Annotated in this window: 19 protein-coding genes; 7 read left to right on the top strand and 12 right to left on the bottom strand. The window is 68.2% G+C overall.

What is annotated here, in order from left to right; all coding sequences use genetic code 11:
• The first annotated feature begins 72 nt into the window (after positions 1-72).
• Complete coding sequence (locus HUA78_RS34485; RefSeq protein ID WP_254624054.1) at positions 73-2,343, top strand: RCC1 repeat-containing protein; 2,271 nt, start codon at positions 73-75, stop codon at positions 2,341-2,343.
• 89 nt (positions 2,344-2,432) lie between these two features.
• On the opposite strand, the gene HUA78_RS34480 is transcribed toward HUA78_RS34485, so the two are convergent.
• From HUA78_RS34480 to HUA78_RS34460, 5 genes are all read right to left on the bottom strand, one after another.
• On the bottom strand, positions 2,433-2,948 hold the full coding sequence (locus tag HUA78_RS34480) for a CAP family protein (RefSeq protein ID WP_174478103.1): 516 nt from the start codon (positions 2,946-2,948) through the stop codon (positions 2,433-2,435).
• Between the two features lie 570 nt (positions 2,949-3,518).
• On the bottom strand, positions 3,519-7,001 hold the full coding sequence (locus HUA78_RS34475; protein WP_371745727.1) for an Ig-like domain-containing protein: 3,483 nt from the start codon (positions 6,999-7,001) through the stop codon (positions 3,519-3,521).
• Positions 7,002-7,135: 134 nt separating this feature from the next.
• A complete protein-coding gene (locus HUA78_RS34470; RefSeq protein ID WP_174467035.1) occupies positions 7,136-8,419 on the bottom strand; it encodes a hypothetical protein in 1,284 nt (427 codons plus the stop codon).
• A gap of 134 nt (positions 8,420-8,553) precedes the next feature.
• Entirely contained in the window at positions 8,554-9,690 is a 1,137-nt protein-coding gene (locus HUA78_RS34465) for a hypothetical protein (protein WP_174467034.1), read from the bottom strand.
• Positions 9,691-9,760: 70 nt separating this feature from the next.
• The gene (locus tag HUA78_RS34460; RefSeq protein ID WP_174464365.1) at positions 9,761-10,543 is read right to left on the bottom strand and encodes an alpha/beta fold hydrolase; all 783 of its coding nucleotides are present in this window, start codon (positions 10,541-10,543) and stop codon (positions 9,761-9,763) included.
• A 383-nt stretch (positions 10,544-10,926) separates the two neighbouring features.
• Between HUA78_RS34460 and HUA78_RS34455 the strand changes: the two genes are divergently transcribed.
• Positions 10,927-11,637 carry a hypothetical protein gene (locus HUA78_RS34455; RefSeq protein ID WP_174464364.1) on the top strand — a complete coding sequence of 237 codons (711 nt, stop codon included), beginning with the start codon at positions 10,927-10,929 and terminating at the stop codon, positions 11,635-11,637.
• A gap of 92 nt (positions 11,638-11,729) precedes the next feature.
• Here the strand turns inward: HUA78_RS34455 and HUA78_RS34450 are convergent, their stop codons facing one another.
• Positions 11,730-12,224: a peroxiredoxin family protein gene (locus tag HUA78_RS34450; protein ID WP_217442698.1), complete on the bottom strand. Its 495-nt coding sequence runs from the start codon at positions 12,222-12,224 to the stop codon at positions 11,730-11,732.
• Between the two features lie 92 nt (positions 12,225-12,316).
• On the opposite strand from HUA78_RS34450, the gene hflK reads away from it, so the two are divergent.
• Both hflK and hflC read left to right on the top strand, forming a co-directional pair.
• Positions 12,317-13,384, top strand: a complete 1,068-nt coding sequence (gene hflK, locus HUA78_RS34445; RefSeq protein WP_141646801.1) for an FtsH protease activity modulator HflK — start codon at positions 12,317-12,319, stop codon at positions 13,382-13,384.
• Positions 13,381-14,322 carry a protease modulator HflC gene (hflC, locus tag HUA78_RS34440; RefSeq protein WP_141646802.1) on the top strand — a complete coding sequence of 314 codons (942 nt, stop codon included), beginning with the start codon at positions 13,381-13,383 and terminating at the stop codon, positions 14,320-14,322. The genes hflK and hflC overlap by 4 nt, the downstream gene beginning before the upstream one ends.
• Before the next feature lie 33 nt (positions 14,323-14,355).
• Here hflC and HUA78_RS34435 read toward each other — a convergent pair whose 3' ends face one another.
• Both HUA78_RS34435 and HUA78_RS34430 read right to left on the bottom strand, forming a co-directional pair.
• Positions 14,356-15,636, bottom strand: a complete 1,281-nt coding sequence (locus HUA78_RS34435) for an ATP-binding protein (protein ID WP_174464363.1) — start codon at positions 15,634-15,636, stop codon at positions 14,356-14,358.
• A 3-nt stretch (positions 15,637-15,639) separates the two neighbouring features.
• Positions 15,640-16,347 (bottom strand): response regulator, encoded by a 708-nt coding sequence (locus tag HUA78_RS34430; protein WP_174458282.1) that lies wholly within the window; start codon positions 16,345-16,347, stop codon positions 15,640-15,642.
• Positions 16,348-16,547: 200 nt separating this feature from the next.
• On the opposite strand from HUA78_RS34430, the gene HUA78_RS34425 reads away from it, so the two are divergent.
• Together HUA78_RS34425 and HUA78_RS34420 are read left to right on the top strand one after the other, a co-directional pair.
• Positions 16,548-17,627, top strand: a complete 1,080-nt coding sequence (locus HUA78_RS34425) for a hypothetical protein (RefSeq protein WP_174478101.1) — start codon at positions 16,548-16,550, stop codon at positions 17,625-17,627.
• A 67-nt stretch (positions 17,628-17,694) separates the two neighbouring features.
• Positions 17,695-18,246, top strand: coding sequence for a glutathione peroxidase (locus HUA78_RS34420; protein WP_174463707.1), 552 nt, complete (start codon positions 17,695-17,697; stop codon positions 18,244-18,246).
• Between the two features lie 61 nt (positions 18,247-18,307).
• Here the strand turns inward: HUA78_RS34420 and HUA78_RS34415 are convergent, their stop codons facing one another.
• The 4 genes from HUA78_RS34415 to HUA78_RS34400 form a co-directional block, all read right to left on the bottom strand.
• Positions 18,308-18,766: a DUF2267 domain-containing protein gene (locus HUA78_RS34415; protein WP_141646807.1), complete on the bottom strand. Its 459-nt coding sequence runs from the start codon at positions 18,764-18,766 to the stop codon at positions 18,308-18,310.
• A gap of 166 nt (positions 18,767-18,932) precedes the next feature.
• Positions 18,933-22,067 carry an efflux RND transporter permease subunit gene (locus tag HUA78_RS34410; RefSeq protein WP_174458279.1) on the bottom strand — a complete coding sequence of 1,045 codons (3,135 nt, stop codon included), beginning with the start codon at positions 22,065-22,067 and terminating at the stop codon, positions 18,933-18,935.
• A complete protein-coding gene (locus HUA78_RS34405) occupies positions 22,064-23,275 on the bottom strand; it encodes an efflux RND transporter periplasmic adaptor subunit (protein ID WP_174468168.1) in 1,212 nt (403 codons plus the stop codon). The genes HUA78_RS34410 and HUA78_RS34405 overlap by 4 nt, the downstream gene beginning before the upstream one ends.
• 5 nt (positions 23,276-23,280) lie before the next feature.
• On the bottom strand, positions 23,281-24,738 hold the full coding sequence (locus tag HUA78_RS34400; protein WP_174468169.1) for a TolC family protein: 1,458 nt from the start codon (positions 24,736-24,738) through the stop codon (positions 23,281-23,283).
• Positions 24,739-24,940: 202 nt separating this feature from the next.
• On the opposite strand from HUA78_RS34400, the gene HUA78_RS34395 reads away from it, so the two are divergent.
• Entirely contained in the window at positions 24,941-26,902 is a 1,962-nt protein-coding gene (locus HUA78_RS34395; protein ID WP_174468171.1) for a putative metal-binding motif-containing protein, read from the top strand.
• Positions 26,903-26,913 lie beyond the last annotated feature (11 nt).

Raw genomic sequence — 26,913 nt, 5'->3', positions numbered from 1 at the left:
ACAGTGAGGCCCTTCCTCCCTGAAGTGCAACTGGGATACGGACATGTTCGCCGTACCTCCAGGAGGAAGTCCATGAGCGCAAGGAATGACGCCGTGTCCTCTGTCGTCAGGTCCATCTGGTGGGTGTGCATGGTGGTAGCGGGGTTGAGCTGTGGGGGCGGAGAGCCGCTCCCGGACGCGCTGGCGCCTGGGGCGCCGAGCGACGTCGCGGCGGAGGCGGTGGGGACGCAGCAGGCGCGACTGGCGGTCCAGGACACGCTCGCCGCGTATCACCACAACCTGGTGCTGAAGCCGGATGGCACGGTGTGGGCCTGGGGCACCAATTACGACGGACGGCTGGGGGATGGGACGACCACTCCCCGGGCGACACCCGCGCCGGTGCCGGGCCTCACGGGCGTGACGGCGGTGGAGGTGGGCAGCAACCACTCGATGGCGCGGAGGGCGGACGGCACCGTGTGGGTTTGGGGCTCCAACACCTATGGTCAGCTGGGAGATGGGACGACCAGCAACCGCCTGTCGCCCATTCAGGTGCCGGGGCTCACGGCGGTGACGGCCGTCGCGGGGAGCTCCCTGCACTCGCTGGCGCTCAAGGCGGACGGCACCGTCTGGGCCTGGGGCGAGAACGATGGCGGCCAGCTCGGGGATGGGACGACCACCCAGCGGCTGACGCCCACGCGAGCGTTGGGACTCTCGCAGGTGACGGCCGTATCGGGAGGCTATGAATTCTCCGTGGCGCTCAGGGCGGACGGCACCGTCTGGGCCTGGGGCGACAACACGCAGGGCCAGTTGGGGAATGGGACGACCACGAGCCGGCTCACGCCCGCGCAGGTGCCGGGCCTCACCAACGTGGTGTTCCTGCGGGCAGGGCACTCCCACGTCTTCGCGGTGCGGTCGGATGGCACTGCCTGGGCCTGGGGTTACAACTGGTTCGGCGTGCTCGGGATGGGGGATTCGACGATGGCGCGCCGGCTGACGCCCACGCAGATTCCCGGCCTCACCGGTGTCGCGTTCATGGACTCGGGTGAAAACTACTCCATGGCATTGAAGACCGACGGCACGGTCTGGGCCTGGGGCTACGGCGGCTATGGGTTGATGGGGGACGCGATGAGCAGCATCCGGTTCTCGCCCACGCAGGTGCCAGGGCTGACCGGCGTGGCGGCCCTGGCAGTGGCGCGCTACCACGCGCTGGCGTTCAAATCGGACGGCACCGCGTGGGCCTGGGGGCGTCACGACTCGTACGAGTACGGCACGTTCCCCGAGGCCGACACGGTGTACCCCATCATCACCCAGTTCACCGGCAGCCAGCGGCCCGCGGGCGGAACGTCTCACTCGCTGGTGTTGAGGACGGATGGCACCGTCTGGGGGGCGGGGAACAACAACAACGGGCAGCTCGGAGACGGGACACTCGGGCGTCAGGTGTCTCCGTCGCAGGTCTCCGGGCTCACGGCGGTTGCCGCCATCTCGACGGGGGCGTCGCACTCGCTGGCGGTGAGGGCGGACGGCACCGTCTGGGCCTGGGGCGACAACGCGCAGGGCCAGTTGGGGAATGGGACGACGCTCGCGAGCCTGGTTCCCCTCCAGGTCCCCGGCCTCACCGGCGTGACGGCCGTGGCGGCGGGCAGTGGCTTCTCGCTGGCACTGAAGGCGGACGGCACGCTCTGGGGCTGGGGGCGCAACACCGAGGGGCAGGTGGGGGATGGAACGGGCCTCTCCCGATTGACGCCCGTCCAGGTGGTGGGCCTCACCGGGGTGACGGCCGTGGCGACGTTCGCGGGAGCCAGCCATGTGCTGGCGCTGAAGGCGGATGGCACCGTGTGGTCCTGGGGCACCAACTCACAGGGCCAGTTGGGGAGTGGGACGACCACCCAGCAGCTGGCGCCGGGCCGCTTGAACCTCACGGGGATGGTGGCCGTGGCAGTGGGCTACAACCACTCGCTGGCGGTGAAGACGGGGGGCACCGTGTGGTCATGGGGCCTCAACACCAATGGCCAGTTGGGAGATGGGACGGTGACCCGGCGGCTGCTGCCCGTTCAGGCGCTGGGCGTCACCGGAGCGACGGCCCTGGCGGCGGGCTACTACCACTCGCTGGCCGTGATTTCGGATGGCACTCTCTCCGCCTGGGGCAACAACGTCTGGGGCCAGTTGGGAGATCCCACCGGGGCCAGCCACACTACGGCGTTCAAGGTCCCGGGCTTCCCCGGCGTCGTGGCCGTGTCCGCGGGCTACTACCACTCGCTGGCGCTGCGAACGAACGGCACCGTCTACGCGTGGGGCTTCAACCTCTACGGACAGTTCGGAAACGGCAGGTCGGGGTTCTCTCCGGCGCCCGTTCAGCTGTGGTGAGGCGCGGCCTCGTGAAGTCCTGACGTTCCGTGTCTGGGAGCGGAGACGTGGACCTCCGCTCCCGGTGAGTGCGCCTCACGGGTGCTGGATTACCGCAAGCGAAGGACGTTGGCCGGGAATTGCCCCATCATGTTTCCCGGCGGGCTATACAAACAAGCCATGGCCGTATAGCCATCCTTCGTAGCAACGCCACACCCCAGCTTTGTGCTGCTCTTCCAGACCACCGCCGTGAAGTGGCCGGTGTGCATGGAGAAACCAGGCTTCGTGAAGTCGTAATACCTGACTTCGTCGTACCACATCTTGACACCCATGGCTGTGAAGTCGCCCGGGGACCACGAACCCGTGCCACCACTCAGGTTTTCACCCGCACCGTTCTTGAAAGGACATGTGTGGTCTATCGTCTTTTTCGCCGCGTAGTAGTTCGCGCACTTCTCCGCATTGGCGATCAGGCTGGCATCCGACTTCAAGGCCGGGCTGCCATGCTTCGCGCGGTACTGATTGTGGAGGGAGAGCGCGGCGCTCTGGTAGGGCTGTTGGCCGAGTGCATTGGCGACGACGAGCGTCTGTAGGACGAGCAAGCTGAACAAGACTTGATGGTGACGCATGGCCTTTGACTCCTTCTGCGAATCGGGAATCCGCTATTTGACGTAGCACTGGCCCTGCTTGCAAACGCCATACTGCGGCTTGGGGGGCGGCGTCACAATCAAATATCTGACGCAGAATGAGCCATCCGGGAGATGGGTGCGGACACTTGCGTTGTTCGCGCATGCGCACTCGACATTGTCGCACTTCTCCACGTCTATCACGGACTTGTCTGGAATGACTTGCCTGGCGGAGGTCCGGTGCTGTCTCTGGCATGCCGCATGGCATGCGGGCATGGCCCCTTTCGCCCACCGGGGGTCATAGTCGCCACTGCCCGTTGCAGGGGGCGGACTTGCCTTGGCCTTCGTTTCCTCGGGCTGTGGGGACTTCTTTTGTTGCGGGCTCTTGCTGGGGACTTTGGGGGCTTGTTGTGGAGCGGGGGGCGCTTGAGGGGTACTCGGCGCTGCCATCACAAGGGATGACAGCGCGAGTATCGACATGATTGCGAACGGCATGAATTTGCGGGCCATGTTGGTTTCCGATCGAGCTGAAACTACAGGTATCAGCCACTTCCATGCCCGCTTCTTTTCAGGTCACGGACCCCAGACCGGCCCGCTCGGCGTGACGGTCATCACCTGGACGCCAGCGCGCAGCGGCGACTGGGTGACCGCGCCCGTGGCGGCGAAGCCGAAGCTGCCACCTGTGCTCGCAATCCCCTTCTCGAAGGTGACCACAGCGCTCCCCCGAGTTGGATGGACCAGCGTCACCGTGTACGCGGTGGACGTCTCGTTGAGCGTGAGCTGCAGGTTCGCACCGCTGGCCGCATCCCTGGCCTGGACCACGTGCAGGAAGTGGCTCACCACCTGCCCGCTGGTCTCGATTTCCCCACGGAACTGGCCGACCGGGTACGGGTAGGTGCCGTTGGGGCGCACCGGGCCGCGCTCGTCCACGATTCGCCGCGTCGGAGTGGCCGGCACCAGGGTGCTGACCCTCAGAGCCTGACCGCCGCTGTTCGCCGACCACGTGTTGCCCGTGAGCACCGGGTTCTCCGGGAAGTGGATGACGAAGGTCTTGTCGACCGCGGCGTTGTCGCTCGCGCTCTCCAGCCGGTCGAACACAATCAAGGTGTCGAGCGGACGGACGAACAGCGTCTCCCGCACCACCCTGCCCGCGTACGGGTTGCCGACCTCGGCCTCGCGGTGGGCCCACTCGTCGTTCAAGTCGTACACACCGGTCAGGTCGACCGCGGCGTAGTTGACCACCGGCGTCGAGTGGAGCCGCAACATCTGGGGCACGTGATGGTAGTAGCCGACCGTGCCCATCCCCTCGAACAGGAGGGTGTTGTGCGCGACGGGCGATTCGACGTCGACCGCGCCACCCCCGGCGTAGCCAACAATCGAGTTGGCGTAACCGACCGTCTCCCGCGTCAGGAACTCGCCGGCCCGCCACAACTGGAAGTTGCCGGCGTCACGGTGGGCATGGCCCGCGTTGGACGTCATGCCGAACTGCAGGTTGATCATGGTCGCATCGGGCGCCCACGCCGTCTTCGCGTACACCATGCCCAGGCCAGGCGCGTGGTAGTCGAGCGGCAGCTCCGCGAGGTCCCTCGACGGCACCGCCGCCACGGTGGCGCTGTAGACATATCGAATCAGACGGTCATCAATCGGGTGACCGGTGAGTTCGAGGAAGCGCTTGGCATAGCCGGCGATCGGCTGGGCAGACCACTCCTCGATGAGTGGGGCGAAGTAGCTGCCCAGCAGCGTCTGCGCGGTGTTGCTGGAGTCCCACCGGGTCAACCAGCGCTCGTCATCGTTGTACGGGAAGGTCTCGAACAGCTGGAACTGTCCCATCCGGCTGCGCCCTGGCGTGGTCGAGTAGATGGACCAGAAGACCGACTCCATGAAGTAGTTGGTCTGGTTCCACATGTCGTGCCCGTACAGGCCGAGCGTGGTGAACGGCACCGTCATGTAGCCGAACGTCCGGCGGCCGTACGTCGAACCCTCGTGGGGTGCGCCGCCAGCGGCCGGGCCGTCCAGGTAGGGCCGGAGCGAGAAGTCCCAGCGCGAGCTCATCGCATACTGCAGGAGGTTGTTGGCGTATGGCTGGTTCTCATGCCAGCTGGCAATCGCCCACAGGAGCGAGTTGCGGAAGTAGCCCGTGTAGTAGTTGTTGCCCTCCATGCCGATGCCGCCCCACGGGTTGTCGTTGAGCGCCTCGATCGCGAGGTTCCAGCGCGCAATCAAGGTCGTGCGCTCCGCCGGCAGCAGGTGCGCGAAGCACCAGTCATAGGTGAGGATCACCGCCTCGCCGTACCAACGGGCCGGATCGCTCGACACCGTGTTCTCGCTGATGGGGATTTCGGTCTGCACCGCCCAGGTGATCGCGGAACGACACGACGCCGGAGTGCCGGTGATGAGCGAATGCATCGCCGCGTCGATGGCCTGCTCGGGGCCTTGCACGTTCGCCACCGGGGTGTACGGGTGCTGCGCGAAGTACGCCTGGGCACGGGCCAGCCGGGACGCGGTGAACCAGACGCGAGGGTGCGCCACGGGAATGGCGAGGACTACCGGAGGCCCGTTGGCGATGGTGAGCGTGATGGGCGCGGAGGTCGTGAGGTTGCCGGCGCGATCTCTCGCCACCGCCGTCACCGGGAAGGTGCCATCGCCCACCTGCGTGGTGGTGACGTTGATCCAATACGGATAGCTGAGGTCCTCGCGGCCCACATTCTGGCCGTTCACCTTCAACTGCACGCCGGCGATCCTCACGTTGTCGTAGGCGTCGATCTTGATCTGGATGGTGCCGCCCACTGTCACGCCACTCGCGGGCGAGACGATCTGCACCTCGGGAGGAATGGTATCGGGCGGAGGCGCGCTCACGGTAATTGCGACCGGCGCCGAGCTGGCGACGTTGCCAGCGGCGTCGCGCGCCACCGCGGTCAGTTGCCGAAGCCCGTAGGGCTGGAGCGCCTCGGTATCGAGCGTCACCGACCAGGGGGCGGCCATGTCCGCCTCACCGACCTGGGTGCCATCCAGTTCGACATGCACCCGGGTGACGCCAATGTCGTCCACCGCGCTCATCCGCACCGTGAAGGGCCCGCTCACCGTCTCACTCGCGACCGGCGCGGTGACCTGGACCTGCGGAGGACCCGTGTCGACGAGCTCGTTGTCGATGGTGATGCGCACGGAGGCCGAGGTGGTGAGGTTGCCAGCGGCATCTCGCGCGTGCGCGGTCAGGACGTGGTCGCCATTGCGGAACAAGCGGGTGTCGAGCTGCGATGAGGCGAGGTTGCGGCCGTCGATGCGCAGTTGCACGTTCGCCACGCCTACGTTGTCGCTCGCGGCCACGGTGATTGCGACCACGCCCTCCACCGTCGCGCCTCCCGCGGGCGAGGTGATTGCCACCGTCGGTGGCGTGGTGTCGCTGTTCGGCACGGGAGGGGTGTACTCGATGGTGAGGATCGGCCGGCGCTCCGGCTGGGTCGCCAGGCTGGTGAACAGCTTGGCCACCTTGCCAACCTTCGAGTTCGCCAGCATCACACCCTGGTTCGTCGAAGGGTCATCGACCCACGACTGCACGACCGCGACATCGAGCGGCACGTTGTGCACGCTCACCGTGCTCGGAAACGTGGTGACCTGGAACGAGGAGCCGGCGACGAGGTCCGTCCCCTGCCCCACCGCGCCCAGCCGGTCCCACGCCAGGTCCTCATCCCGGAACTGCCACCCCAGGTCTCCAGCCACCAGGTTCCAGGGCGCCTGCACATACGAGCCACGAATCGCGAAGTCGTCGGTATAGGTCTCCACGGCGAACCGGAGCGTCGCGCTCTGCACCACCGCCCGTTGCGGCACCCCGAGCTGAGGGAAGCGCAGCAGCGCCTCGACCTCGTAGTCCTCGGTCTGGAACACCCCGAGCAGCGCCTCGTTGCGGTGCGCCGAGCCGTTCTGCGTCATGCCCTGGCTGGTGATCGCCACCGCTTCCGACACGCTCACCGGTGACGTCGCGGCCTGCGACACGGTCCCCACGCGGCTCTCGCGCTCACCCTCCTTCGTACATCCGGTGAGCGCGATTGCGGCCAGCACTCCTGCCCATAAAACAGTCGCACTGCTTATTCTTGAGTTCATGGACTGACGGTTCCTAGCGAATCAATGCCGGGAAGTCCACCGCGCCCCTCCTCGGAGCGGCGCGGCCATCAGCCATTCACGACGCCTGCATGCTATGGCGCGGTGACCGGCGGCTTCTCGGGGAGAGCGCTCTCCTTGGTTTCACAGGTCTGACTGACGGCCAGGGTTCCGCCCATCTGCAAGGTGACGGACTCCGTGCGCTTCCAGTAGCCGTTCGCAGGATCGTACACGCTTCCCTTGAGCTCCTGGTCATACCAGCGCTCGGCCGTGGTCTTGTAGGTCGTGCCAGGGGGCAGTTGCCCCAGCTGCACCCACAGCGTCGCGTCGAAGATGCAGTAGGGGGGCACATTCAACTCAACCGTGACCACGAGCGTCGTTTTTTGCGTCTTGGTCAACGACGATTCATCAGTATGCGAATAGACAAAGCCGACGCTGAGTGTCCACTCCTTGGTCACCTCATTCGTTCCCTGGGTCTTCTTGGCCGAGAGCGAATAGCTCAACTGCATGCCCGCCGTGTACTGGTTGGTGGCCGTCACCGTTGTCGTCTGCTCGTCCGTGACGTCGACCGAGAGGGTCTGCTTCTGGACCGCGGAGGAGTCGTTTGGCCAATGCAGACTGTCCGACACCCTCTTCCCGACGGAGTCGGGGACCACGATGTCCACCGGTTTGACGAACGACTGCTTCGGGAGGAGGTTGTTCCAGGAGAAACTGGAGACGGCGTCGTTGAATCCGACCTCCTTGAGATTGCTCACCTCCGAGAAGCTGCCCCACGCCTTGATGTTCCCATAGGCCGCCCCCGAGCCGTCGTTGTTGTTGAACAACGAGGCCATCTGGGCGTCCACCAGCGCGGGCCAGCGCACGGAACTCGCGCGATCCTTGATGTACCAGCCATCCAGGGCGTAGGTCTTTCCCGCGCCCCACTCCGAGAGGAACAGGACGGTGCGGTTCCCCGCGAAGGCGGCGGATTCGTAGAGTTCGATGGCGCCGGCGCTCAGGTCGGGCGTGTGCCAGAAGAACGCCGAAATGCAATCGTTCAGGTTGATCTTCGTGAGATCCACGGCCTCGGTCTGGCCTGTTCCCACGAGGTCGACCACCCTGCCGCAGTTGATGAGGTCATAGACATTGCCGTTGGCCGGGGCGACATAGTTATCCGTCAGGGTCATGACGGTGCCTACCGGCAGATTGAACGCAATCCAGGTCGCTTCGTCGTGAAGGCTCGACCCGGCGATGGAATGGCGTGTGTCTTTGAGGTAATCACGGGTATTGACTGAGTAGGGCGAGCCCACCCAACCCGCGTCTTTGTAGAGCGTGACGGTACCGGAAGGTTGAGCCGGGGGCGGGGCAGCCGGAGCGGGCAGCTTCGAAACCACTGACATTTGGGACGATCCTTTGATGAGCCTTTGATAGCCTCGAGGCAGTGCGAGAAAAAGCACACTGTTCACTCCCAGTCAATTGCTCACTGGTGTCAATGGTAGCCCGCACTCTTACCCGCACCTTGACAGCCATTCCGTCACTCAATCGTGGAGTTCGTGACGGCAATCGGCGTATCCGAGTGATTCGATATCTGGGGATACGTCACGTACCAGGAGCCACCCCGGTTGTTCTGGATGACCGAGCGGTCGATGCGGATGTCGCCCGAATGGTCATTGCTGACAAAGAAGATGGCGCTTCCATGCGCGTTGACTTCGTTGTGCTCGATTCGCGTGCCACACAGGGACAGCGTCATCCTGTCGCCGTCGTTGTAGATGGCGCCGCCGCTGCCCCCTCCCGGGGTGCCTGGAGTGGCGGGATTCGCGCCGTTGCCGATGGCCCGGTTGTGGGAGAAGAGGCTGTTGATGACTGTCCACGACACGCCGATGCTGCTGATGCCACCACCGTTGGAGCAGACTCCGCCGAAGCCCTGCTTGCCGCCGAAGGTCGTGTTCACCACGTAGACCGGCCGCCCGTCGTACTGGCTGAACACCCGGAGCGCGCCACCTCCAACGTCGGGCCCGACATCCGCGCACGCGTTGTTGAAGAAGCGGGAGTTGATGACCTTCACCCGCCCACCGCGCACCCAGACCGCCCCGCCTCCGTCGAACTCCGACTCACTCTTGGAGCTGGCATCCACGAACGTGAGGTTCTGGATCGTCAGCCGAGGGTGGTCCTGGTTCTGGCAGTGGGAGGTCGTCCACACCTGCTTCTGGTCACAGGTGTTCATGTACAGGATGCGGTGCCTGCCCGCTCCGCTGAGCGTCACCAGCCCCTTGCCGTCGATGACGATCTCCGGCCCCTTGTCGTTGAAGATCTTCGCCGTCCTGTCGAGCGTGATCGTCACCGGCTCCGGGCCACAGTCGAAGGTGATGACCCCGCCCCGGGCCACTGCCTCGACAAAGGCGGCACTGGTACAGCTCGCGGGCGTTCCCGTGCCGACAACGGTGGTCGGCCTGGAGCTGTCAGCGAGCCCCGCTTCCGCGGGCACGGTGCAGGTGGCCTCCGCGTTCGGATTGCCGGCGGGCGGGCCATCCTTGGGATTGGTCAGCGGGTTGGGCACGTCCACGCCCGGCGCATCCTCGCTCGAACAGCCCGCCACGCTGGCGAGCGCGAAGCCTGTGGCCAGCGAGAACACCGCGCTCACTGCCGACCGATGAAGTCTCTTCAGGTGCATCGTTCCTCCAGGAGGGAGGCAGTGTAGAGCGACGATGCACCCGAGACGAGCGGACCCGGCCCCGCGTGGCTCAGGGGTGGTGCCGACTCTGACCGAGGAAGCGGACCACTTCCGTGTGGAACCACTTCGCCGAGTCCAACATCAGCCAGTGACTGGCGTGCGGCGCCACGGTGCGGGACAAGTCGGCCCGCTGTCCCACCAGCGTCTCCGGCCCCGTGGCCGCCACCAGCGCGTGGGTGGGGCCCTTGAACTGCTCGAACGCCGCGTCCGGGTCATGCGCGAGCAGCGACTCCAGGTTCCCGGCGATGGCCTCGCGACGCGACGTGCGCATCGTCTTCATCACCAACACGCGCGTGGAATCCTTCGCGGCGAGGAGCTGGGGCGTGAGCCAGTGCTCGTGGAAGGCGCCGTACTTCGCGGCGCTGAAGTTGTCGAGCCAGGCCTCCGCCTCGGCCTCCGGCATGCGGCGCAGGTCTCCCGGCGCTTCGACATAGAGGAGCCCGGCCAGCCGCTCGGGGTAGTACGCGGCGAAGGCGCCAGCCACCGCGGCTCCAAAGCCATGCCCCACCAGGACGAACTTCTCGGGGGCCAGCGCGTCGGCGACCGCGACGACATCCTCCACCGCCGCCTCCACGCCAAAGGGACCGTGGGAGCCGCTGCTCTCGCCCAGCCCGCGAAGGTCGAAGGCCACGCTGCGCGTCGCGAGGCCCACTTGCGTCTCCGCCCAGTGAGACCGGTCCCCGGCGACGTCGTGCACGAAGATGGCGGGGATGCCGCCGTCGCCCTCGACTGTCGCCATCAACCGACCCGCGGGGCCGTTGACGGACACCATCCTGGCTTCCTTGTGCTTCATTGGCCTGACTCCCGGCCCCTGGTACGGGCGCTGCCCGTCCACCCACCGCGCCATCCGTGGCGCCGGGGCCATCACCCACCAAGTCTGCCCTACTTCCCTCCGGGACGCCCCATGCCCGCGCCCGCACCTGTCCACCACTGCATTTCCAGCGGAGCGACAGGCACGAGCAAGGACTGCCTTTGACACGGCAGGACTTGCCGGCCGGCGTTGCGCTCACGTGCCCCTGATTCCTCGCGCTTCCCTCTGAGAGCACGTGCGGCACGGCCATTGCTCATGGACCGGGAGCACGCCGACACGGTCCGCATGCGGTTTCGCGGCGCGCACTTGCATCCCACCCCACAACAACATGAGCGGCGCCAGGCGCGTTGCTCGGGAGAAGTCCCATGAAGCGTATCGTCCCTGGAGTCATGATGATGGTCCTCGCCGCCGGCTGCGGCATCGAGGACGCCGCCACCACCACCGAGAAGACGGAGACGCCCGCGTCGGTGCTGGCGCGCGTGGAGCGCGACAACGGCAACGTGGTCGAGTTCCTCGAGCTGGCGGACGGCGAGGTGATGGTCATGGAGGCCGGCGTCTACCCGAACCCCCCGGCGGCCATCGACGGCATTGGCCCCGCCGCGGCGTGGAGCAAGCTGACCGGCCGCAGCGACGTGCCCCAGGCGCTCGGCATCGCCCAGCAGCGCTACGAGCTGATGCGCACGTCCCCCCGCGACGCCGAGGGTGCGACCGAGCGCGGTGAGTCGATCTTCAAGGACGGCCTGGCCGCCGGAAGCACGAGCGCCGCGGCCTACGGCCCGTGCGACATCACCTGGTTCCAGGACAACTTCTGCAACGCGGCCTACGACTGGAAGATGTGCCTGACCAACTGGGGCGGTGGCGCCTACGCCCAGCGCGGCGGAGTGGACTACCACAAGACCGCCGTGTGCCCGACCTCCGGCAACGTGACGCTCAACATCAAGGACCAGGTCATCCGCAACGTCGGCGCGGGCGGCTACCTCTGGTACTACCGCAGCGGCACCAACTTCGACTTCCGCGCGGACGTGGACAACGCGTCCGGTGACACGTTCCACTTCGCGGTCAACCTCAACTACTGAGCCCTGTCCGCTCCTGGCCTCGCGGCTCCGGGTTCATCCCGGCCGCGAGGCCGGTGTCGTTTCCGGAGTCGAAGGCCGAGGCGCCGCGCGGTTCAGCCCGCCGTGGCGAGGCTCTGGACGGCGCGCACCACCATGCGAACGTGGTGCTCCACGCGCAGCTCGTGGTGGAAGATGCCTCGGATGATGCCCCGCGCATCGATGACGAAGGTCACCCGCTGCACGCGCTTGAGCAGCGGCCACACGACGTCGTAGCCGCGCGCGATGCCCGCGCTCGGGTCGCCCACCATCGGATACTCGGCGCCCGTCGCCGCGGCGAAGTCGCACTGAACCTGGTGCGTGTCCGTGGACACGCCCACCACCTCGGCGCCAAGAGCCCGCAGCTGCGGAAGCGCCTCGCCGAAATGCTTCGCCTCCTGGGTACACACGGGCGTGAAGGCGGCCGGAAAGAAGAAGAGCACCACGGGGCGCCCTCGCAGCGCGGAGAGGCGCAGGCGCTGCCCCTGCGTGGTGAGGGCTTCGAAGTCGGGAGCCGGGGCGTCGAGGGTGACCATGGGCGCGGGGACGGACCATAGGTGCTCGGCAGGCAAGGGGTCACGAATGAACCAGGATTCCGGGCCCGTTTCACTCGCCGCCCCGGTTCTCCTTGCAAGTAGATTCTTTGCAGTCCAAAGACTGAGGGATGGCATGGGATCCTCGAGTGTTGAACCCCGACCCGAACGGGCGGGACCCCGCGGACGTCCTGCGTGAGCTGCAGAAGAGGCTGAGTCGCGGCCTCGGACGTCGGCTCCTGCTGGGCTCGATTGCGCTCGTCACGTTGGTGGGCCTGCTCACCAGCTACGCGCAGGTGGAGCCGGACGAGGTTGGCGTCATCCTCCGGCTCGGCCGCTTCGTGGGCACGGTGGAGCCGGGTCCCCACTTCCGGCTGCCGTTCTGGGTGGATCGCATCGTCAAGGTGCCGGTGCAGCGGCAGCTCAAGGCGGAGTTCGGCTTCCGCACGGAGTCCGTCAACTCGCGCGCCACGTCGTATTCGGCGAGCACGTCGGACCTGAAGCGCGAGTCCCTGATGCTCACCGGTGACCTCAACGTCGCCGTGGTCGAGTGGATCGTCCAGTACAAGATCAAGGACCCGTACAAGTACCTCTTCAAGGTGAAGAACGTGGAGGGGATGCTCCGCGATATCTCCGAGGCGTCGATGCGCGCGGTGGTCGGCGACCACTCCGTCAACGAGGTCCTCACGACGGGCCGCCAGACGGTGGCCACCCAGTCCAAGCTGCTGCTCCAGGACCTGGCGGACCGCTACGAGACGGGCGTGGACATCCAGCAGGTCGTCCTCCAGGACGTGAACCCGCCCGACCCCGTCAAGCCGTCCTTCAACGAGGTCAACCAGGCCATCCAGGAGAAGGAGCGCGCCATCAACGAGGCCTACGCCGAGCGCAACCGCGCCATCCCCCGCGCCAAGGGCGAGGCCGAGGAGGCGCTGCGCTCCGCGGAGGGCTACGCGATTGAACGCGTCAACCGCGCCAAGGGCGAGGCCGAGCGCTTCACCCGCGTCTACGAGGAGTACCGCAAGGCGCCGGAGGTCACCCGTCGCCGGATGTACCTGGAGACGGTCAGCCAGGTGCTCCAGGGCGCCGGGCAGAAGGTGGTCATGGATGAGAACCTCAAGGGCTTCACGCCCCTCTTGCGGATGGACGGGGCGGACTCCGTCTCCGCGGGCGCAGCGCAGCTGAAGGAGGCCCAGCAATGAGCCGCGTCGCACTGATTCTCGTCGTCGTCGCCGCGCTCGCCGTCGTGCTGGGCTTCTCCAGCACGTACACGTTGAGCGAGCACGAGCAGGCCGTCATCACCCGCTTCGGCCAGCCCCGGGGCCAGTCCATCACCGAGCCGGGACTGCATTTCAAGCAGCCCTTCGTCGACACGGTGAACCGCTTCGACAAGCGCTGGCTGGACTGGCGCGGGGACCCGAACCAGATCCCCACCAAGGACAAGAAGTACATCTGGGTGGACACCTTCGGCCGCTGGCGCATCGTGGACCCGCTGCGCTTCTTCCAGCGCCTGCGCGACGAGCGCAATGCCCAGTCCCGGCTCGACGACATCATCGACGGCGAGACGCGCAACACCATCGCCTCGTTCGCGCTGATTGAGGCGGTGCGCTCCACCAACCGGCCGTTCGAGGACGACGAGTACACCACCGAGGCCGAGCGCGGTGAGTCGCTGGAGCAGGTCTCCCAGGGACGCGACAAGCTCACCCGGCAGATTCGCGACCGCGCCGCGGAGATCGTCAAGGAGTTCGGCGTGGAGCTGGTGGACGTGCAGATCCGCCGCATCAACTACGTCGACGAGGTCCAGGTGAAGGTCTTCGAGCGCATGATCTCCGAGCGGCGCCGCACCGCCGAGCGCTCGCGCTCCGAGGGCATGGGCCGCGCGGCCGAAGTGCGCGGACAGCGGGAGCGGGACTTGAAGGAGATCCGCTCGGAGGCGTACCGCAAGGCGCAGGAGATCACCGGCACCGCCGACGCCGAGGCGACGAAGATCTACGCGGACGCCTTCGGGAGGGACCCGGAGTTCTACCAGTTCATGCGCACGCTGGAGGCCTACCCCCAGGTGGTGGACCGCTCCACGTCCCTCTTCCTGGGCAGCGACTCCGAGTTCTATCGCTACCTGCGCAGCAGCGCGAAGAAGTAGGGGCAAGGCTCCGCCCCGGGTTCGGGCCGCGCTTCACGCTGGAAACGACAGCGTGAAGCGTGCGCCCCCCAGCGACGAGCCCAGGGCACGGACGCTCCCTCCATGCACCTCCGCGATGCGGTGCACGATGGCGAGCCCGAGCCCGAAGCCGTGGCGCTCGTCGTCGAGTCGATGGAACGGCTCGAAGATCCGCTCCCGCTCCGCGAGCGGAATCCCCGGCCCGTCGTCGTCGACATGGATGTGAATCACGCGCCCTTCCCGGCTCAGGCTGACCTGGACCCGGGAGTTCGCATGGCGCAGGGCATTGAGAATCAGGTTCGACGTCGCGCGCTCGATGAGCCGGGCCTCGACACGAACGACGAGCGGCTCCTCGTCCGGCCCCGGGGCGGCCAGCACCGCCTTGTGTGGCAACAGGGTCAGGGTCTCGCAGAGCGCGGCCAGCACAGGACGCACATCCACCCGGGCCTCCTTGCGCGCGCCGTGCGCCTTCAGGCGCGCATAGGTCAGCAGCTCGTCGATGAGCGCATCGAGCTCCGACAGGCTGCGCTCCACCCGGTCGAAGGCCTGTTCCCGCGCGTCGGGCTCTGACGCTTCTCTCGCGAGCGCGAGGCTGAAGTGCAGCCGCTGGCTCGGGGCCCGAAGCTCGTGGGAGGTGTTGTGGAGGAGCTCGTCTCGCAAGGTGATGGAGCGCTGGAGCTCCGCGCCCATGTGGTTCACCGCCGCCGAGAGGGCGCCGATGACGTCCCGTGAGCCGACCTGGGCTCGCGCGCCGAGCTCTCCCCTGCCGAGCGCCTCGGCGGTTCGCCGCAGGTCCAGGAGCTGACGGCGCACGGGGCGAAGGAGCGCGAAGATGCCCAGGGAGAGCCCGCCCACGAACAACAGGAGGAGCGCGCCGCCTCGCGCACCGCCCAGCGGGAACATGAGCGGCAGCGGCCCCACCTGGAGGACGTGGTTCGTCCCTTCGATGCGCGCATAGAGCATCGACGCGAACACCGGCCCCTCCCGGATGACCTGCCCGCGCGCGAGCCGCTCGGCTCCCTCGGCGTCGAGCGGGGTCCGTGCCTGGGGGATGAGCGCGACTGGCACGCCGAAGCGCTTGGAGGCCTCCTCGGCGGGACCTCCGAAGTCGCCGTGCTCGCGGTAGCGCGCCTCGAACAGCTCGGCCATCAGCCCGACGGGCACCGCCAGGGAGACTTCGAGGTTCCGCGCGAGCTGCGCGTTGATCCTCGGAATCACGAACGCCCTGGCGGCGAGTCCGGCGATGAGCACGCCCGCGAAGATGTGGAGATAGACGCGAAGGAAGAGTCGGTCCACGGGTCAGCTCACGGTGAAGAGGTAGCCGACCCCACGGACCGTCTTGATGACGTCCGCCTCGCCGGAGGCTTCGCGCAGCTTGTGACGCAGACGCGAGACGCGGAGATCCACGGAGCGGTCGATGTCATCCTGCTCCACGCCCCGAAGCCGCTGGTACATGAGCTGCCGGCTCACGACCTGCCCCGCATGCGTCATCAGCAGGAACAGCACGTCCAGCTCGCCCGAAGTCAGGTCGAGCGCCGCCCCCCGCAGATGGGCCGTTCTGCGAGCCGGGTCGACCGTGAGTTCGCCGACGCGAACGGGGCCAGGCTCCGTCGCGGGCGCCGTGCTCGTGCGGCGCAAGAGCGCCCGCAGCCGCGCCAGGAGCACGCGGGGGCTGACTGGCTTCGGCAGGTAGTCGTCGGCGCCGCTCTCCAGCCCCACGACTTCGTCCACCTCTGCGCCCCTCCCCGTCAGCATGAGGATGGGGCCCGGATAGGCCCCCCGAAGCTCCCGGCAGACGGTGAAGCCATCCTTGCCGGGGAGCATCACATCGAGCACCACCAGGTCGGGCCGCGCGGCGAGAATCCGGGGCACCGCCCGGTCACCGCTGACCTCACACTCCGCGGTGAAGCCATGCATCCGCAGATAGTCGGCGACCATCGCCGTGAGCTGCGTATCGTCATCCACGATGAAGACACGCGGGGTCGACGTCTGACTTTTCAGTTCCATGAGAGTGCCCGTGCCAGGAATGCGTCCCCTGAAGCATACCCCTTCCGTGGCATCCGTTGGCGAGCGAGCCGCTTTGTCTCTCATTGTATCGCTTCGTATCAGTCGGCGGGCTTCCTCATGGCGTATGTCATCGTTCAGCGCATCCACAGGAGGATGCCGTGTCTGAGAAAGCCAGCCTTGAGTCCCCACGAATCGGTCCCATGAAGCCCCTCCCCGCTCCGGAGTTCATCCCCACCACCGACACACTCATCTATGGAGAGACCCTTTATCTTCAAGTGGGCGGCGCGAAGGACCGGTGGCTCACCGGCGGCCGCAGCGACGGCAACAAGCGGGTGTACACCCGCGATGGCGAGGGCGGCGACCTGGAGTCCAGCTACCGGTGGACCCTGATGAAGACCCGCGACACCGTGGGCAGCGGCCCCCTGCGCTACGGCGACATCGTCTATCTCAAGGTGGGCGGCGACAAGCCCCGCTGGCTGACGGGAGGACGCAGCGAGGGCCAGCGAGAGGTCTCCACGCTCGACGGTGAGGGCGGCGACAAGGAGTCGAGCTACCAGTGGACGGTGATGCAGAGTCGCACGGCGGTGGGCAGCGGCGAGGTCAAACGAGGCCGGGCGGTCTACTTGAAGGTGGGCGGCGCGAAGGACCGGTGGCTCACCGGCGGCCGGAGCGACGACAACATCCAGGTGCTCACCCTGGACGGAGAGGGAGGCAAGACCGAGGAGACCTACCAGTGGACCTCCTCCCCGGTGAACTACTCGCGCGTGTTCGCCGTCTTCGCCGAGGACTCGCCAGACACGAAGACGCTGGCGCCCGGAATGAACACCCGGGTGTTCACCCGCGTGGAGTCGTGTTCGCCCGAGCGCTCCATCCGGCTGGACCTGAAGACCGGGGTCATCACGGTTCCCCCCGGGACGTACGACATCTCCGGCTACTCGAGCGTCGTCTACCTCACCGGACAGGAGGAGGACGGAATGGTGACGAACAAGTCACCCACCGCGAACGGTGGGTACTGCCGGCTGCGCCTCGCTGGGGGCGACTCGGAGACCATCCCGAATGACGACCCCCGGGTGCTCGTCGTCGGCAGCATCTGCACGGCCAACGCGATTCCCAGCATGGTGCGCGCCTGGTTCTCCACCACCGTGGAGGCCCGGCTCATCCTGGAGCACCAGAGTGGAGAATCCGCGGAGCGAATCGTCCAGAGGCACAAGTCGACGACCGCGCAGGGCGTCAGCTCCACCTGGCACTACTTCGCGCGACTCAGCGTCACCCGCGTATAGGCGGGGCGACACATCTCACGGCGGCGATTGACGGGCGCGGGGCCAAAGTAAGAGGCTCTGCGCCCATATGAGCCAGAACCTCTACGACATCCCGCTGAAGTCCATCGACGGCGCCGCCCTGACGCTGGGCCAGTTCAAGGGCAAGGTGCTGTTGGTGGTGAACGTCGCCTCCAAGTGCGGCCTCACCCCGCAGTACGAGGGCCTGGAGAAGCTCTACGAGAACAAGCACGCCCAGGGGCTGGAGGTGCTCGGCTTTCCCGCGAACAACTTCCTGGGCCAGGAGCCGGGCACCGAGGCGGAGATCAAGGACTTCTGCGACCTGACCTACTCCGTGAAGTTTCCCCTGTTCTCGAAGATCTCCGTCGTGGGCGAGAACAAGCACCCGCTGTACCGCGAGCTGACGAGCGCGGTCCCCGACGCCACGGGCGAAGGGCCGATGCGCCAGAAGCTCAAGGGCTACGGCATCGACGCGAATCCGATTCCGGAAGTGCAGTGGAACTTCGAGAAGTTCCTCATCGGCCGCGATGGTCGCGTCGCCGCGCGCTTCGCCCCGGACGTGACGGCGGAGGACCCGCGCCTGGTCCAGGCCATCGACGCGGCGCTCGCCAGGCCTGCCTGAAGGCCGTGAGCCGAGCCGGGCTTCCTGGAGACGGGAAGCCCGGTACCGGCGAATCCGCTGGCTACACCGGCCGGCGGAAGCTGTCCGCGAGGTCCGCCGGGAGCTGGGAGGCCACTGCGGACACCTCGTCCTCGGGGATGCGGTCTCTCACCGCGGTGAACACCACCTTCATCACCCGGTCCGCCTGGTCCACCGGAATCTTCAGGTGGTCCGCCACGTCGGAGATGAACTCGTCGCGGTGCATGCGTCGCGCATGCGACGGGCCCCGGAGGATGGTGCACTCCCCGACGATGTCGCCGATGTCGGGGCCCAGCGCGCGCATCAGCTTCACGTCCTCGCCGTCGGACAGGCGGCGCGCCAGCGTGCAAAGCACCGCGTGCGCCGCGTCTCGCGCGTCCACCTTGTTGACGCTGACCTCGCGGCTGTTGCCGATTTCGTCGAGGAACGCCTGGAGGTCCAGCGACTCGTCGCGCTCCTTCACCGGGGTGATGGAGGGAGGAAGCTCGGTCTCGTGCGCCATGGGGTCATCTCCTTGCTCGCCGTGGACTCGCCTGCCCATCCACCGACGTGCCCTTGACGATGTCCACGGTGCGCGCGTGCTTCAGCCAGACGCCGTGACGGCGCCTGCCCCCTCGCCAGCGCCTGGGTGAAAGAGGCTCGCGGCGTGAAGCCGCGAGCCCCTGACCTCAGCCGTGCGCCGCCGGGCGAGGCTCCTCGCCCCCGGGCCGCGCCTGTGCCGTGGGACCGCCGACCTCGTCATCCGGACGCTTGCCCCGCCACGTGGCCAGCCGCGTCTTCATGCGGTCGGCGACCACGTAGAAGGCCGGCACCACGACGAGGCTGAGCACCGTGGAGACGGAGAGGCCGCCCAGCACGGCGATGGACATGGGCGCGCGCGTCTCGCTGCCCGCGCCCAGCGCCAGCGCCGCCGGCACCGCCGCCATCATCGTCGCCGTGGACGTCATGAGAATCGGCCGCAGACGCACGGGGCCGGCGCGCAGCATCGACTCCACCGCGTCCAACCCCAGCTCCCGCTGCTGGAGCGCGTAGTCCACCAGGATGATGGAGTTCTTCTTCACGATGCCCATCAGCAGCAACAAGCCAATCATGCTGAAGATGTTCAGCGTGCTGCCCGTGCCCAGCAGCGCGAAGGACGCGCCGGCCACCGACAGTGGGAGAATCGTGAGCACCGTGACGGGGTGCAGGAACGAGTTGAACTGCGCTCCCAGCACCATGTACGCGACGCCAATCCCCAGGAAGAGCGCGAAGAACAGGCTGCTCATCGAGTCGCGGAACGCCACGCTCGCGCCGCCCGGCACCACTCGCACGCCTCCAGGCAGGTCCTTCGCGAGCCGCTCCACCGTGGCCAGCGCCTCTTCCTGACTGGAGCCCGGCGCCACGTTGGCGAAGATGCTGATGGCGCGCTCTCGGTCCCTGCGGGTGATGGCCTGCAGCGCCGGCCGCTCCTCCTGCGTCACCAGCGATGACAGGGGGACGAGCGCACCACTCGCCGTGCGCACCTTGAGCATCGCCAGGTCCTCCGGCCGGGAACGCTGCCCGGCCAACAGCCGCATGCGCACGTCGATGCGCCGGCCTCCGGTGCTGTACTTGCCCACGCGCACGCCGCCGACCAGCGCGTTGATGGTCGTCGCCACCGCTTGAATCGGCACGCCCAGGTCCGCCGCGCGCGCCCGGTCCGGGGTGATGCGCAGCTCCGGCATGCCCAACTGGTAGTCGGTGTCCACGTCCACCACCTTGCCGCTCGCCTGGACCTTCTCGCGCATCTCCTGGCTCGCCTTGACCAGCTGGTCCCAGTCCGAGCCGCGCACGCTGAACTCCACCGGGAACCCGCGCTGCGCGGTGAAGCCCGCCTGCGACAGGTCCTGCACCACGGCGCGCAGACCCGGGTAGCTGTTGAGTTCCTTGCGGAGGATCTGCTGGAACTCCGCCTGCGGCATGCGCTCGTCGGGTGGCTTCAGCGTCAGCATCATGAAGCCTCCGTTCGCGCTGGTGTTGCCACCGCCTCCGCCCACCACCGCGAAGACGCTGAGCACCTCCGGGCGCGACGAGGCGAAGGCCTCCGCCCGCTGGAAGATTTTATTCGACTCCTCCAGGCTGCTGCCCACCGCCGTCTGCAGGCGGACCATCAACCGGCTCTGGTCCTGCGACGGGACGAACTCGCCCGGCAGCGCGCGGAACGCGAACACGCTGGCGGCCAGGATCACCACCGCCCCGCCGAGCACCCGCCAGGGCCGCTTCAGCCCCCAGCCCAGCACCCGCCCATACGCGTGCTCCAGCTTGCTGAAGCCCTTGTCCACCCACACGCCCATCTTGCTGCGCCCCTCGCGGGACGTCTTCAAGAGCTGCGCGCAGCGCGCCGGCGCCAGGGTGATGGCCTCCACGTACGACAGCAGCACCGCGACGCAGAGCGTGACGCCGAACTGGAGGAAGAACCGGCCGATGATGCCCTTCATGAACACGACGGGCAGGAAGATGGCGATGACGGCCATCGTCGCCGCCAGCGCGGCGAAGGTGATCTCCGCGGTGCCCTCGCGCGCGGCGCGCACCCGGTCCTTCCCTTCCTCCGCGTGCCGGAAGATGTTCTCCAGCACCATGATGGCGTCGTCCACGACGATGCCTACCGCCAATGCCAGACCCAGCAGCGTGAAGGTGTTGAGCGTGAAGCCCAGGAAGTAGATGACAGCCACCGTCCCCAACAGCGACATGGGAATGGCCAGCACCACGTTCATCGTGCTCGACAGCGAGCCCAGGAACACCCAACACACGAACGCGGTGAGGATGCAGGCCAGCAGCAGCTCGAACTCGATTTCGTGGACGCTCTCCTCGATGAACTGCGTCGAGTCGAAGCGCACCGCCACGTCCATCCCCTCTGGGGCCTCCTTCTGGATGCGCGCCAGTTCCGCGCGCACGCCCTGCGCCACCGACACCGCGTTGGCCCCGCGCTGCTTCTTGATGCCCAGGCCCTGCGCGGGGATGCCATTCACCCGCGCCATGCGCCGGATGTCCTCGAAGCCGTCCTCCACCAACGCCACGTCGTGCAGGTACACCGGCTGGCCGCCCTGCTCCCGGATGACGATGTTGCGCAGCGTCTCCAGGTCCAGCGCCTCGCCCAGCACGCGCACGTTGACTTCGCGGCCCGACGTCTCGATGCGACCCGCCGGCAGCTCCACGTGCTCCCGCTGGAGCGCGGCGGTGATGTCCATCACCGTGAGGCCGAGCGAGTCCAGCTTGCCGGAGTCCACCCAGATGCGGACGTTGCGCTCCAGCGAGCCGCCAATCTGGACTTCACCCACGCCCGGCACCGTCTGGAGCTTCTCCTTCACGCGGTAGCGCGCGAAGTCACTCACCACCTGCTGCGAGAAGGGCCCGGACACACCCACCTGGATGATGGGCTGGTCCTCCGGGTTCGTCTTGGTGACGATGGGCGGGTCGATGTCCTCGGGGAGCTGGCGCTGCGCCTGGCTCACCTTCGTCTGCACGTCCGCGAGCGCCGTATCGACGTTGCGCGACAGGTCCAGCTCCACCGTGATGTTGGCGCCGCCCTGCCGGGCGTTGGAGGTGATGCTAGTGACGCCTTCCACCTGCGTCACCGCCTCCTCGATGGCCTCGATGACGTCGCTCTCCACCGCTTCCGGGTTGGCGCCCTCCCACGTCACGCTGATGTTGATGGTGGGGAAGTCGACGTCCGGGAACTGGCTGATGCCGATGCGCTGCGACGCCACCACGCCGAAGACGATGGTCGCCGCCATGATCATCCAGGCGAGGACCGGCTTCTTGATGCAGGCTTCCGTCAGGCTCATCGCCCAGCTCCCTCGCCGCCGCCGGCGTCTTCGACGCGGGGCTCGGCCGTCAGCGCGGGCTTCTTCTCCTCGGCCACGCGAACCACCACGCCGTCGCGCAGGGCCTCGCCGCCGCGCACCACCAGTCGCTCCCCCGCCTTGAGGCCCTCACGGACCTCCACCCGGCCGTCCGCCGTGCGCATGCCCAGTTCCAGGATGCGCTCGCGGGCCTTGTCACCCTCCACCACGAACGCCATGAAGCCGCGCTCGCTGGCCCGCACCGCCGTCTGCGGCACCACCGGGCTGCCACCGCGCGTCTCCACCGGCACCGCGACGGAGGCGAACACGCCCGGGCGCAGCCGGTGCGCGTCCTCGGCGGACACCTCGGCCGTCACCGGCACCATGCGGCTGGCCTCGTCGGCGGCCTCCGCCACGTGGGTGATCTTCGCCATGTACGAGCCGCCCTCCGAGCGCACCGAGAACCGCGCAGGCAGGCCCGGCTTCAGCCGCGACACGTCCGCCTCGGGCACCGTGAAGCGCAAGAGCAGCGGGTCCTTGCGCAGGAGCGTCGCCATCACGATGCCGGGCTGCACGTACTGGCCCGTCTGCACGGTGCGAGTCTGGAGCACGCCGTCCATGGGTGCGCGCACGTACGCGTCGCGCTGGTTGAGCTGGGCCTGGTCCAGCGCCGCCCGCGCCGAGGCGACGTCCGCCTCCGCCGTGCGCGCTCGCGCCTGGAAGGTGTCGAGCTGCTCGGCGGGCAACAGGCCCGGGCTGGCCTCATTGACGGCGGTGCGACGGGCGGCGCCGGACTGGGCCTCCGCCAGCGAGGCGCGCGCCTTGGCGAACGAGGCCTCGGCCGCGCGCACGGCGATGGCGTAGCGCGCGGGCTCGATCTCCGCGAGCACGTCGCCCTTCTTCACCGTCTGCCCCTCCATGAAGAGGACGCGCTCCACGGCGCCGGGCACCCGCGCGGTGATCTGCACCCGCTCGAAGGCCTCCACGGAGCCCACCGCGTTGACGACGTACTCGACGTCGCGGGCCTCCACGGGGGCGACCTCGACGGGGAACTGGATGGGCCCACGGCCACCCGGACCTCCGCCGCCGGGACGACCGCCCGCCTTCCCGGCCGGGGCCGCTTCCGCGCCCTTCGACGCCTCCGCGTCCTTCTTGCATGCACCCATGGCCAGCATGGCCACGGCCAGCGTCAGCGTTCCTGCGCGTCGCATCGCCTTCACGGTTCCTTCCCCAGGGGATCGAGTCCGACTGCCGCCCTCAGGCCCAGCAGGGCCACGCCCAACGCATACCGGCTGCGCGCCAGGGCCACCTCCGCCTCGAACAACCGGAGGGAGGCATCCGCCAATGTCAACGCCGTGGACAATCCCTGGCGGTAGAGAATGCCCTGCTCCTCCGCGTTCTGCCGCGCCGCGCGGGTCGCCAGCTCGCTCTGGGTGAGCGCCGCCCGCGCGTTCTCCAGGGCCACGCGGGCCCGCTGGATGTCCACGTCCACGCGCCGCGTGCCCGCCTGCTGCTCCAGCTCCGCCGCGCGCGCCAGGGCCACCCTCTCACGGCGCTCCGCGTAGCGCTCACCGCCATCGAAGAGGTTCCAGACGAGGTCGGCCGACAGGAAGCCATCACCGGTGCGGCCCGTCAGGCCGCCTTCATTGGTGAGCCGGTACGTCGCGGCCACGCCCAGCGAGGGCAGCAGTCGCGCCAGCGGCTCCAGCGCGTTCGCCTCCAGCGACTCCACCCGTAGGCGCGAGGCGAGGATGTCCGGGCGGCGCTCCACGGCGCCAGGGATGATGGAGTCGTGGGTCGCGAGCGGCCGGGCCGCGTCGTCGAGCAGGGCCTGCGGCATGACGAGCGCGCCCTCCACCGACTCCACCAGCAGATAGCCGAGCTCCAGGCGGCTCGTCTGCGCCAGGTTGCGAGCGCTGATGAGCTCCACCTCCGCGGTGGCCACCTCCACCTCCGCGCGTGTCACGTCGTTGGTGCTCGCGAGCCCCCCCTTCGCCCGGGCCGATGCGTCCGCGTGCGACTGCTTCGCGAAGGCGATGCGCTGCTCGGCGGCCTGGAAGACCTGCTGCTCCTGGAGGGTGATGAGGAAGGCGTTGGCGGCCTCGAACGAAATCTGACGTCGGGCCTCCACGGCCTCCAGCCCCGCCGCCTCGCCGTCCAGGCGCGCGGCCCGGTACAGCGGGAAGCCGCGCGCGTCGAAGACCGTGACGCGGGCGACGATGTTGGCGCCGAAGGCGTTGTAGCGCTGGAGGACGACCTGCTGCCCGCCCACCTCACGCGTCGACTGGTTGGAGCGGCGCGTATAGGTGCCCGTCGCCGTCAGCTCCGGGAAGAAGAACGCACGGGCGCGCGACAGGCGGGCGTCGGCGGCGGTGGCGCGCTGCTGGGCCGCGAGCGCTGACTCGTTGCGCTCGGCCGCCATCGACACCGCTCGCTCCAGCGTCAGCGGCGCGCTGTCCGCGGGAGGACTCGCGGGCGCCGCCGTGCCTGGCGCGACGGGTGCGGATTCCGCAGCGGGCCGTGCGGAATTCGCAGCCTCGGGTGCGGAATCCGCAGCGCCGCGCGAGGGAGTGGGTGCCACGGGTGCATCGCTCTGGGCCGCCTGGGACTCGGCTGGAGACAAGGCCAGCCAGGCACAGAGGGGCGCGAAGAGGGCGGTTCGAACAGGGGACATGAGCGAGGAGGCGGGGCTCGGGCCAGATGGGTGACGGGGTGGCGCGCGCTGGGGCCCGACGAGCGAAAGGATGCACCCTGCGACGGGGGCTTCTGGACGATGGCCAGCGCGGCGGTCTATGGGGGAGTTCCGGATGTCCTTGGGTTCTACGGCGGTACGTCACGACAGCGGGCGCCGCGACGCGGCGGGGAATGCACGGGCGATGCGTTTATTCCAGGTGGGTGTACTGCTGCTGACACTTGCGTTGTCGGGTTGCAAGACGGAGACCCCCGCCAGCGCGCCCGCGCTGAGGGTCTTCATCACGTATGCGACCTTCCGGCCAAAGTGCCTGACGCTCACGGTGGTGGACGTGCACGACGCGTCGCACACCGCATCGGGCGCGGTGCCGGTAGACGAGGAGCGCCTCAGCGACACGCGCCTCGGCGTCATCCAGGATCATCCGGGCTGGAGTCGTGACCTGCGAGTGACCGCCGTGGCGCACGAGGGCTCGTGTGCCGGGCCCGTCATCGCGAGCCAGTCCGCGGAGGCCCGGTTTCCGACCCGGGATGTCACCGACCTGGGCCTGGACCTGCGCGCGGAGGACCTGGACGGCGATGGAGCCTTCGCCGCGAAGCCGCCCTACCCCGGCACGGACTGCGACGACACAGACCCGGCCATCCACCCCGGGGCCACCGAACTGTGTGACGGTGTCGACAACAACTGTGTTGCAGGAGAGGACGACGCCCCGCGCGAGACTCCGTTCTGGCCGGACGCGGACGCGGATGGCTACGGCGATGACGGGGCCCCGCGGGCCCTTGCCTGCATCACGCCCACGGGCTTCACGACGCGCGGTGGGGACTGTGACGACACGGCCGGCGACATCCACCCCGGGCAGGCGGAGTTTCGCTGCGACGGCAGGGACGACAACTGCGACGGCGTGGCGGACAGCGATGGGTTCTCCGTGGGCATGGCGTGCACGACGCCGCTGGGCTGCTCCGGGGTGCTGGCCTGCGCGGGGCCCTCCGCCTCCGCGTGCGCCAGCAGCGAGCAGCCGGTGGCCTACTTCGCGGACGACGACGGAGATGGAGAGGCCGGACAGTGGGTGGGGCCCGGCTGTGTGCCGCCCGAGCCAGGCGCGACGCGGGAGGACACCGACTGTGACGAGGGCTCCGCCCTGGCGCGACAGGGACTCACCGAGCAGTGCGACCGCCTGGACAACGACTGCAATGGCCAGACGGATGACGGGGTGACGGGCTGTGCCTCGACGACGTGGGGCGTGCGGGAGGAGCTGGGTGATGCGAACGCGCGGTTCGACGCGGTGGCCGTGTACTCGAGGAGGCACGGATGGCTTGCGGGCGCGGCAAGCCGTGTGCTTCACGTGGAAGACGACGCCGTCACGCCCGTGACGAACTGTGAGGGCGAGTGGAAGTCGGCGTGGGCCGCGAGCAATGGCCGCGTCTTCCTGGGCTCCCGCGCGGGTCGGTTCGCGACGCTGAAGCCCGGTGAAGAGGCCGAGCCGTGCGAGAGCTTCTCCAGTGGCCATGCCGGCGCCATCAACGGCCTGGTCGGCTTCGAGAGCCCCACGGACAACATCGTCACCCTGTATGCCGTCACCAGTCAGGGCCGCGTCCTGCGCTGGCGCTACGACGACGGAGGCGCGACGCAGGAGCAGCCCACGGTCCTCACGGAGGTGGCCTCCAACCTGAGGGCCATTCATGGCCTGGATGAAAGGACGCTGCTCGCGGTGGGCGCGGAGACGGTGGATGGACAGCCCCGCCCCGTGGCCTTTCGTGCGCCGACGAGCGGGACGACGTGGACGAAGGAGGAGTTGGGAGTGTCGGGTGCCACTGGCTTCCTGAACGACGTCCGGGTCCTGACGCCTCGGCTGGCCTATGTGGCGGGCGACGGCGCGCTGCTGTTGGAGCGCTCGCGAGACACCTGGACTCGACTGCCGACACTGACGGTGACGGGCGGGGCCACGCCCGATCTCCGGGCCCTCATGGCCTTCGGCCGCACCGCCCTCTACGCGGTGTCCTCGGAGGTGAACGACGTCCACTTCTTCAACGGGTCGACCTGGAGCACCGCCACGCAGTCGCCGGCGACGCTGAATGCGCTGGGTGGCTCGGGGCCCGGGGACGTGTGGGCCACGGGCCACCGCGGCACCCTGCTGCGCTGGACGCCGTGAGAGAGCGAGCC

The sequence above is a fragment of the Myxococcus sp. CA033 genome (assembly GCF_013336625.1).
GTDB classification, from domain to species: domain Bacteria; phylum Myxococcota; class Myxococcia; order Myxococcales; family Myxococcaceae; genus Myxococcus; species Myxococcus llanfairpwllgwyngyllgogerychwyrndrobwllllantysiliogogogochensis.
Note: the sequence above shows the minus strand (reverse complement) of the source record. Positions and strands in the feature narration are given on the sequence as shown.

Bases quoted from the DNA above. Each gene is read 5' to 3' on its own strand.
- HUA78_RS34430 (WP_174458282.1), bottom strand. From the start codon at position 16,347: ATGGAACTGAAAAGTCAGACGTCGACCCCGCGTGTCTTCATCGTGGAT.
- HUA78_RS34410 (WP_174458279.1), bottom strand. From the start codon at position 22,067: ATGAGCCTGACGGAAGCCTGCATCAAGAAGCCGGTCCTCGCCTGGATG.
- HUA78_RS34455 (WP_174464364.1), top strand. From the start codon at position 10,927: ATGAAGCGTATCGTCCCTGGAGTCATGATGATGGTCCTCGCCGCCGGC.
- hflK (WP_141646801.1), top strand. From the start codon at position 12,317: ATGGCATGGGATCCTCGAGTGTTGAACCCCGACCCGAACGGGCGGGAC.
- HUA78_RS34420 (WP_174463707.1), top strand. From the start codon at position 17,695: ATGAGCCAGAACCTCTACGACATCCCGCTGAAGTCCATCGACGGCGCC.
- HUA78_RS34400 (WP_174468169.1), bottom strand. From the start codon at position 24,738: ATGTCCCCTGTTCGAACCGCCCTCTTCGCGCCCCTCTGTGCCTGGCTG.
- HUA78_RS34485 (WP_254624054.1), top strand. From the start codon at position 73: ATGAGCGCAAGGAATGACGCCGTGTCCTCTGTCGTCAGGTCCATCTGG.
- HUA78_RS34470 (WP_174467035.1), bottom strand. From the start codon at position 8,419: ATGTCAGTGGTTTCGAAGCTGCCCGCTCCGGCTGCCCCGCCCCCGGCT.
- HUA78_RS34465 (WP_174467034.1), bottom strand. From the start codon at position 9,690: ATGCACCTGAAGAGACTTCATCGGTCGGCAGTGAGCGCGGTGTTCTCG.
- HUA78_RS34425 (WP_174478101.1), top strand. From the start codon at position 16,548: ATGAAGCCCCTCCCCGCTCCGGAGTTCATCCCCACCACCGACACACTC.
- HUA78_RS34395 (WP_174468171.1), top strand. From the start codon at position 24,941: ATGCGTTTATTCCAGGTGGGTGTACTGCTGCTGACACTTGCGTTGTCG.
- HUA78_RS34415 (WP_141646807.1), bottom strand. From the start codon at position 18,766: ATGGCGCACGAGACCGAGCTTCCTCCCTCCATCACCCCGGTGAAGGAG.
- HUA78_RS34405 (WP_174468168.1), bottom strand. From the start codon at position 23,275: ATGCGACGCGCAGGAACGCTGACGCTGGCCGTGGCCATGCTGGCCATG.
- hflC (WP_141646802.1), top strand. From the start codon at position 13,381: ATGAGCCGCGTCGCACTGATTCTCGTCGTCGTCGCCGCGCTCGCCGTC.
- HUA78_RS34480 (WP_174478103.1), bottom strand. From the start codon at position 2,948: ATGCGTCACCATCAAGTCTTGTTCAGCTTGCTCGTCCTACAGACGCTC.
- HUA78_RS34460 (WP_174464365.1), bottom strand. From the start codon at position 10,543: ATGAAGCACAAGGAAGCCAGGATGGTGTCCGTCAACGGCCCCGCGGGT.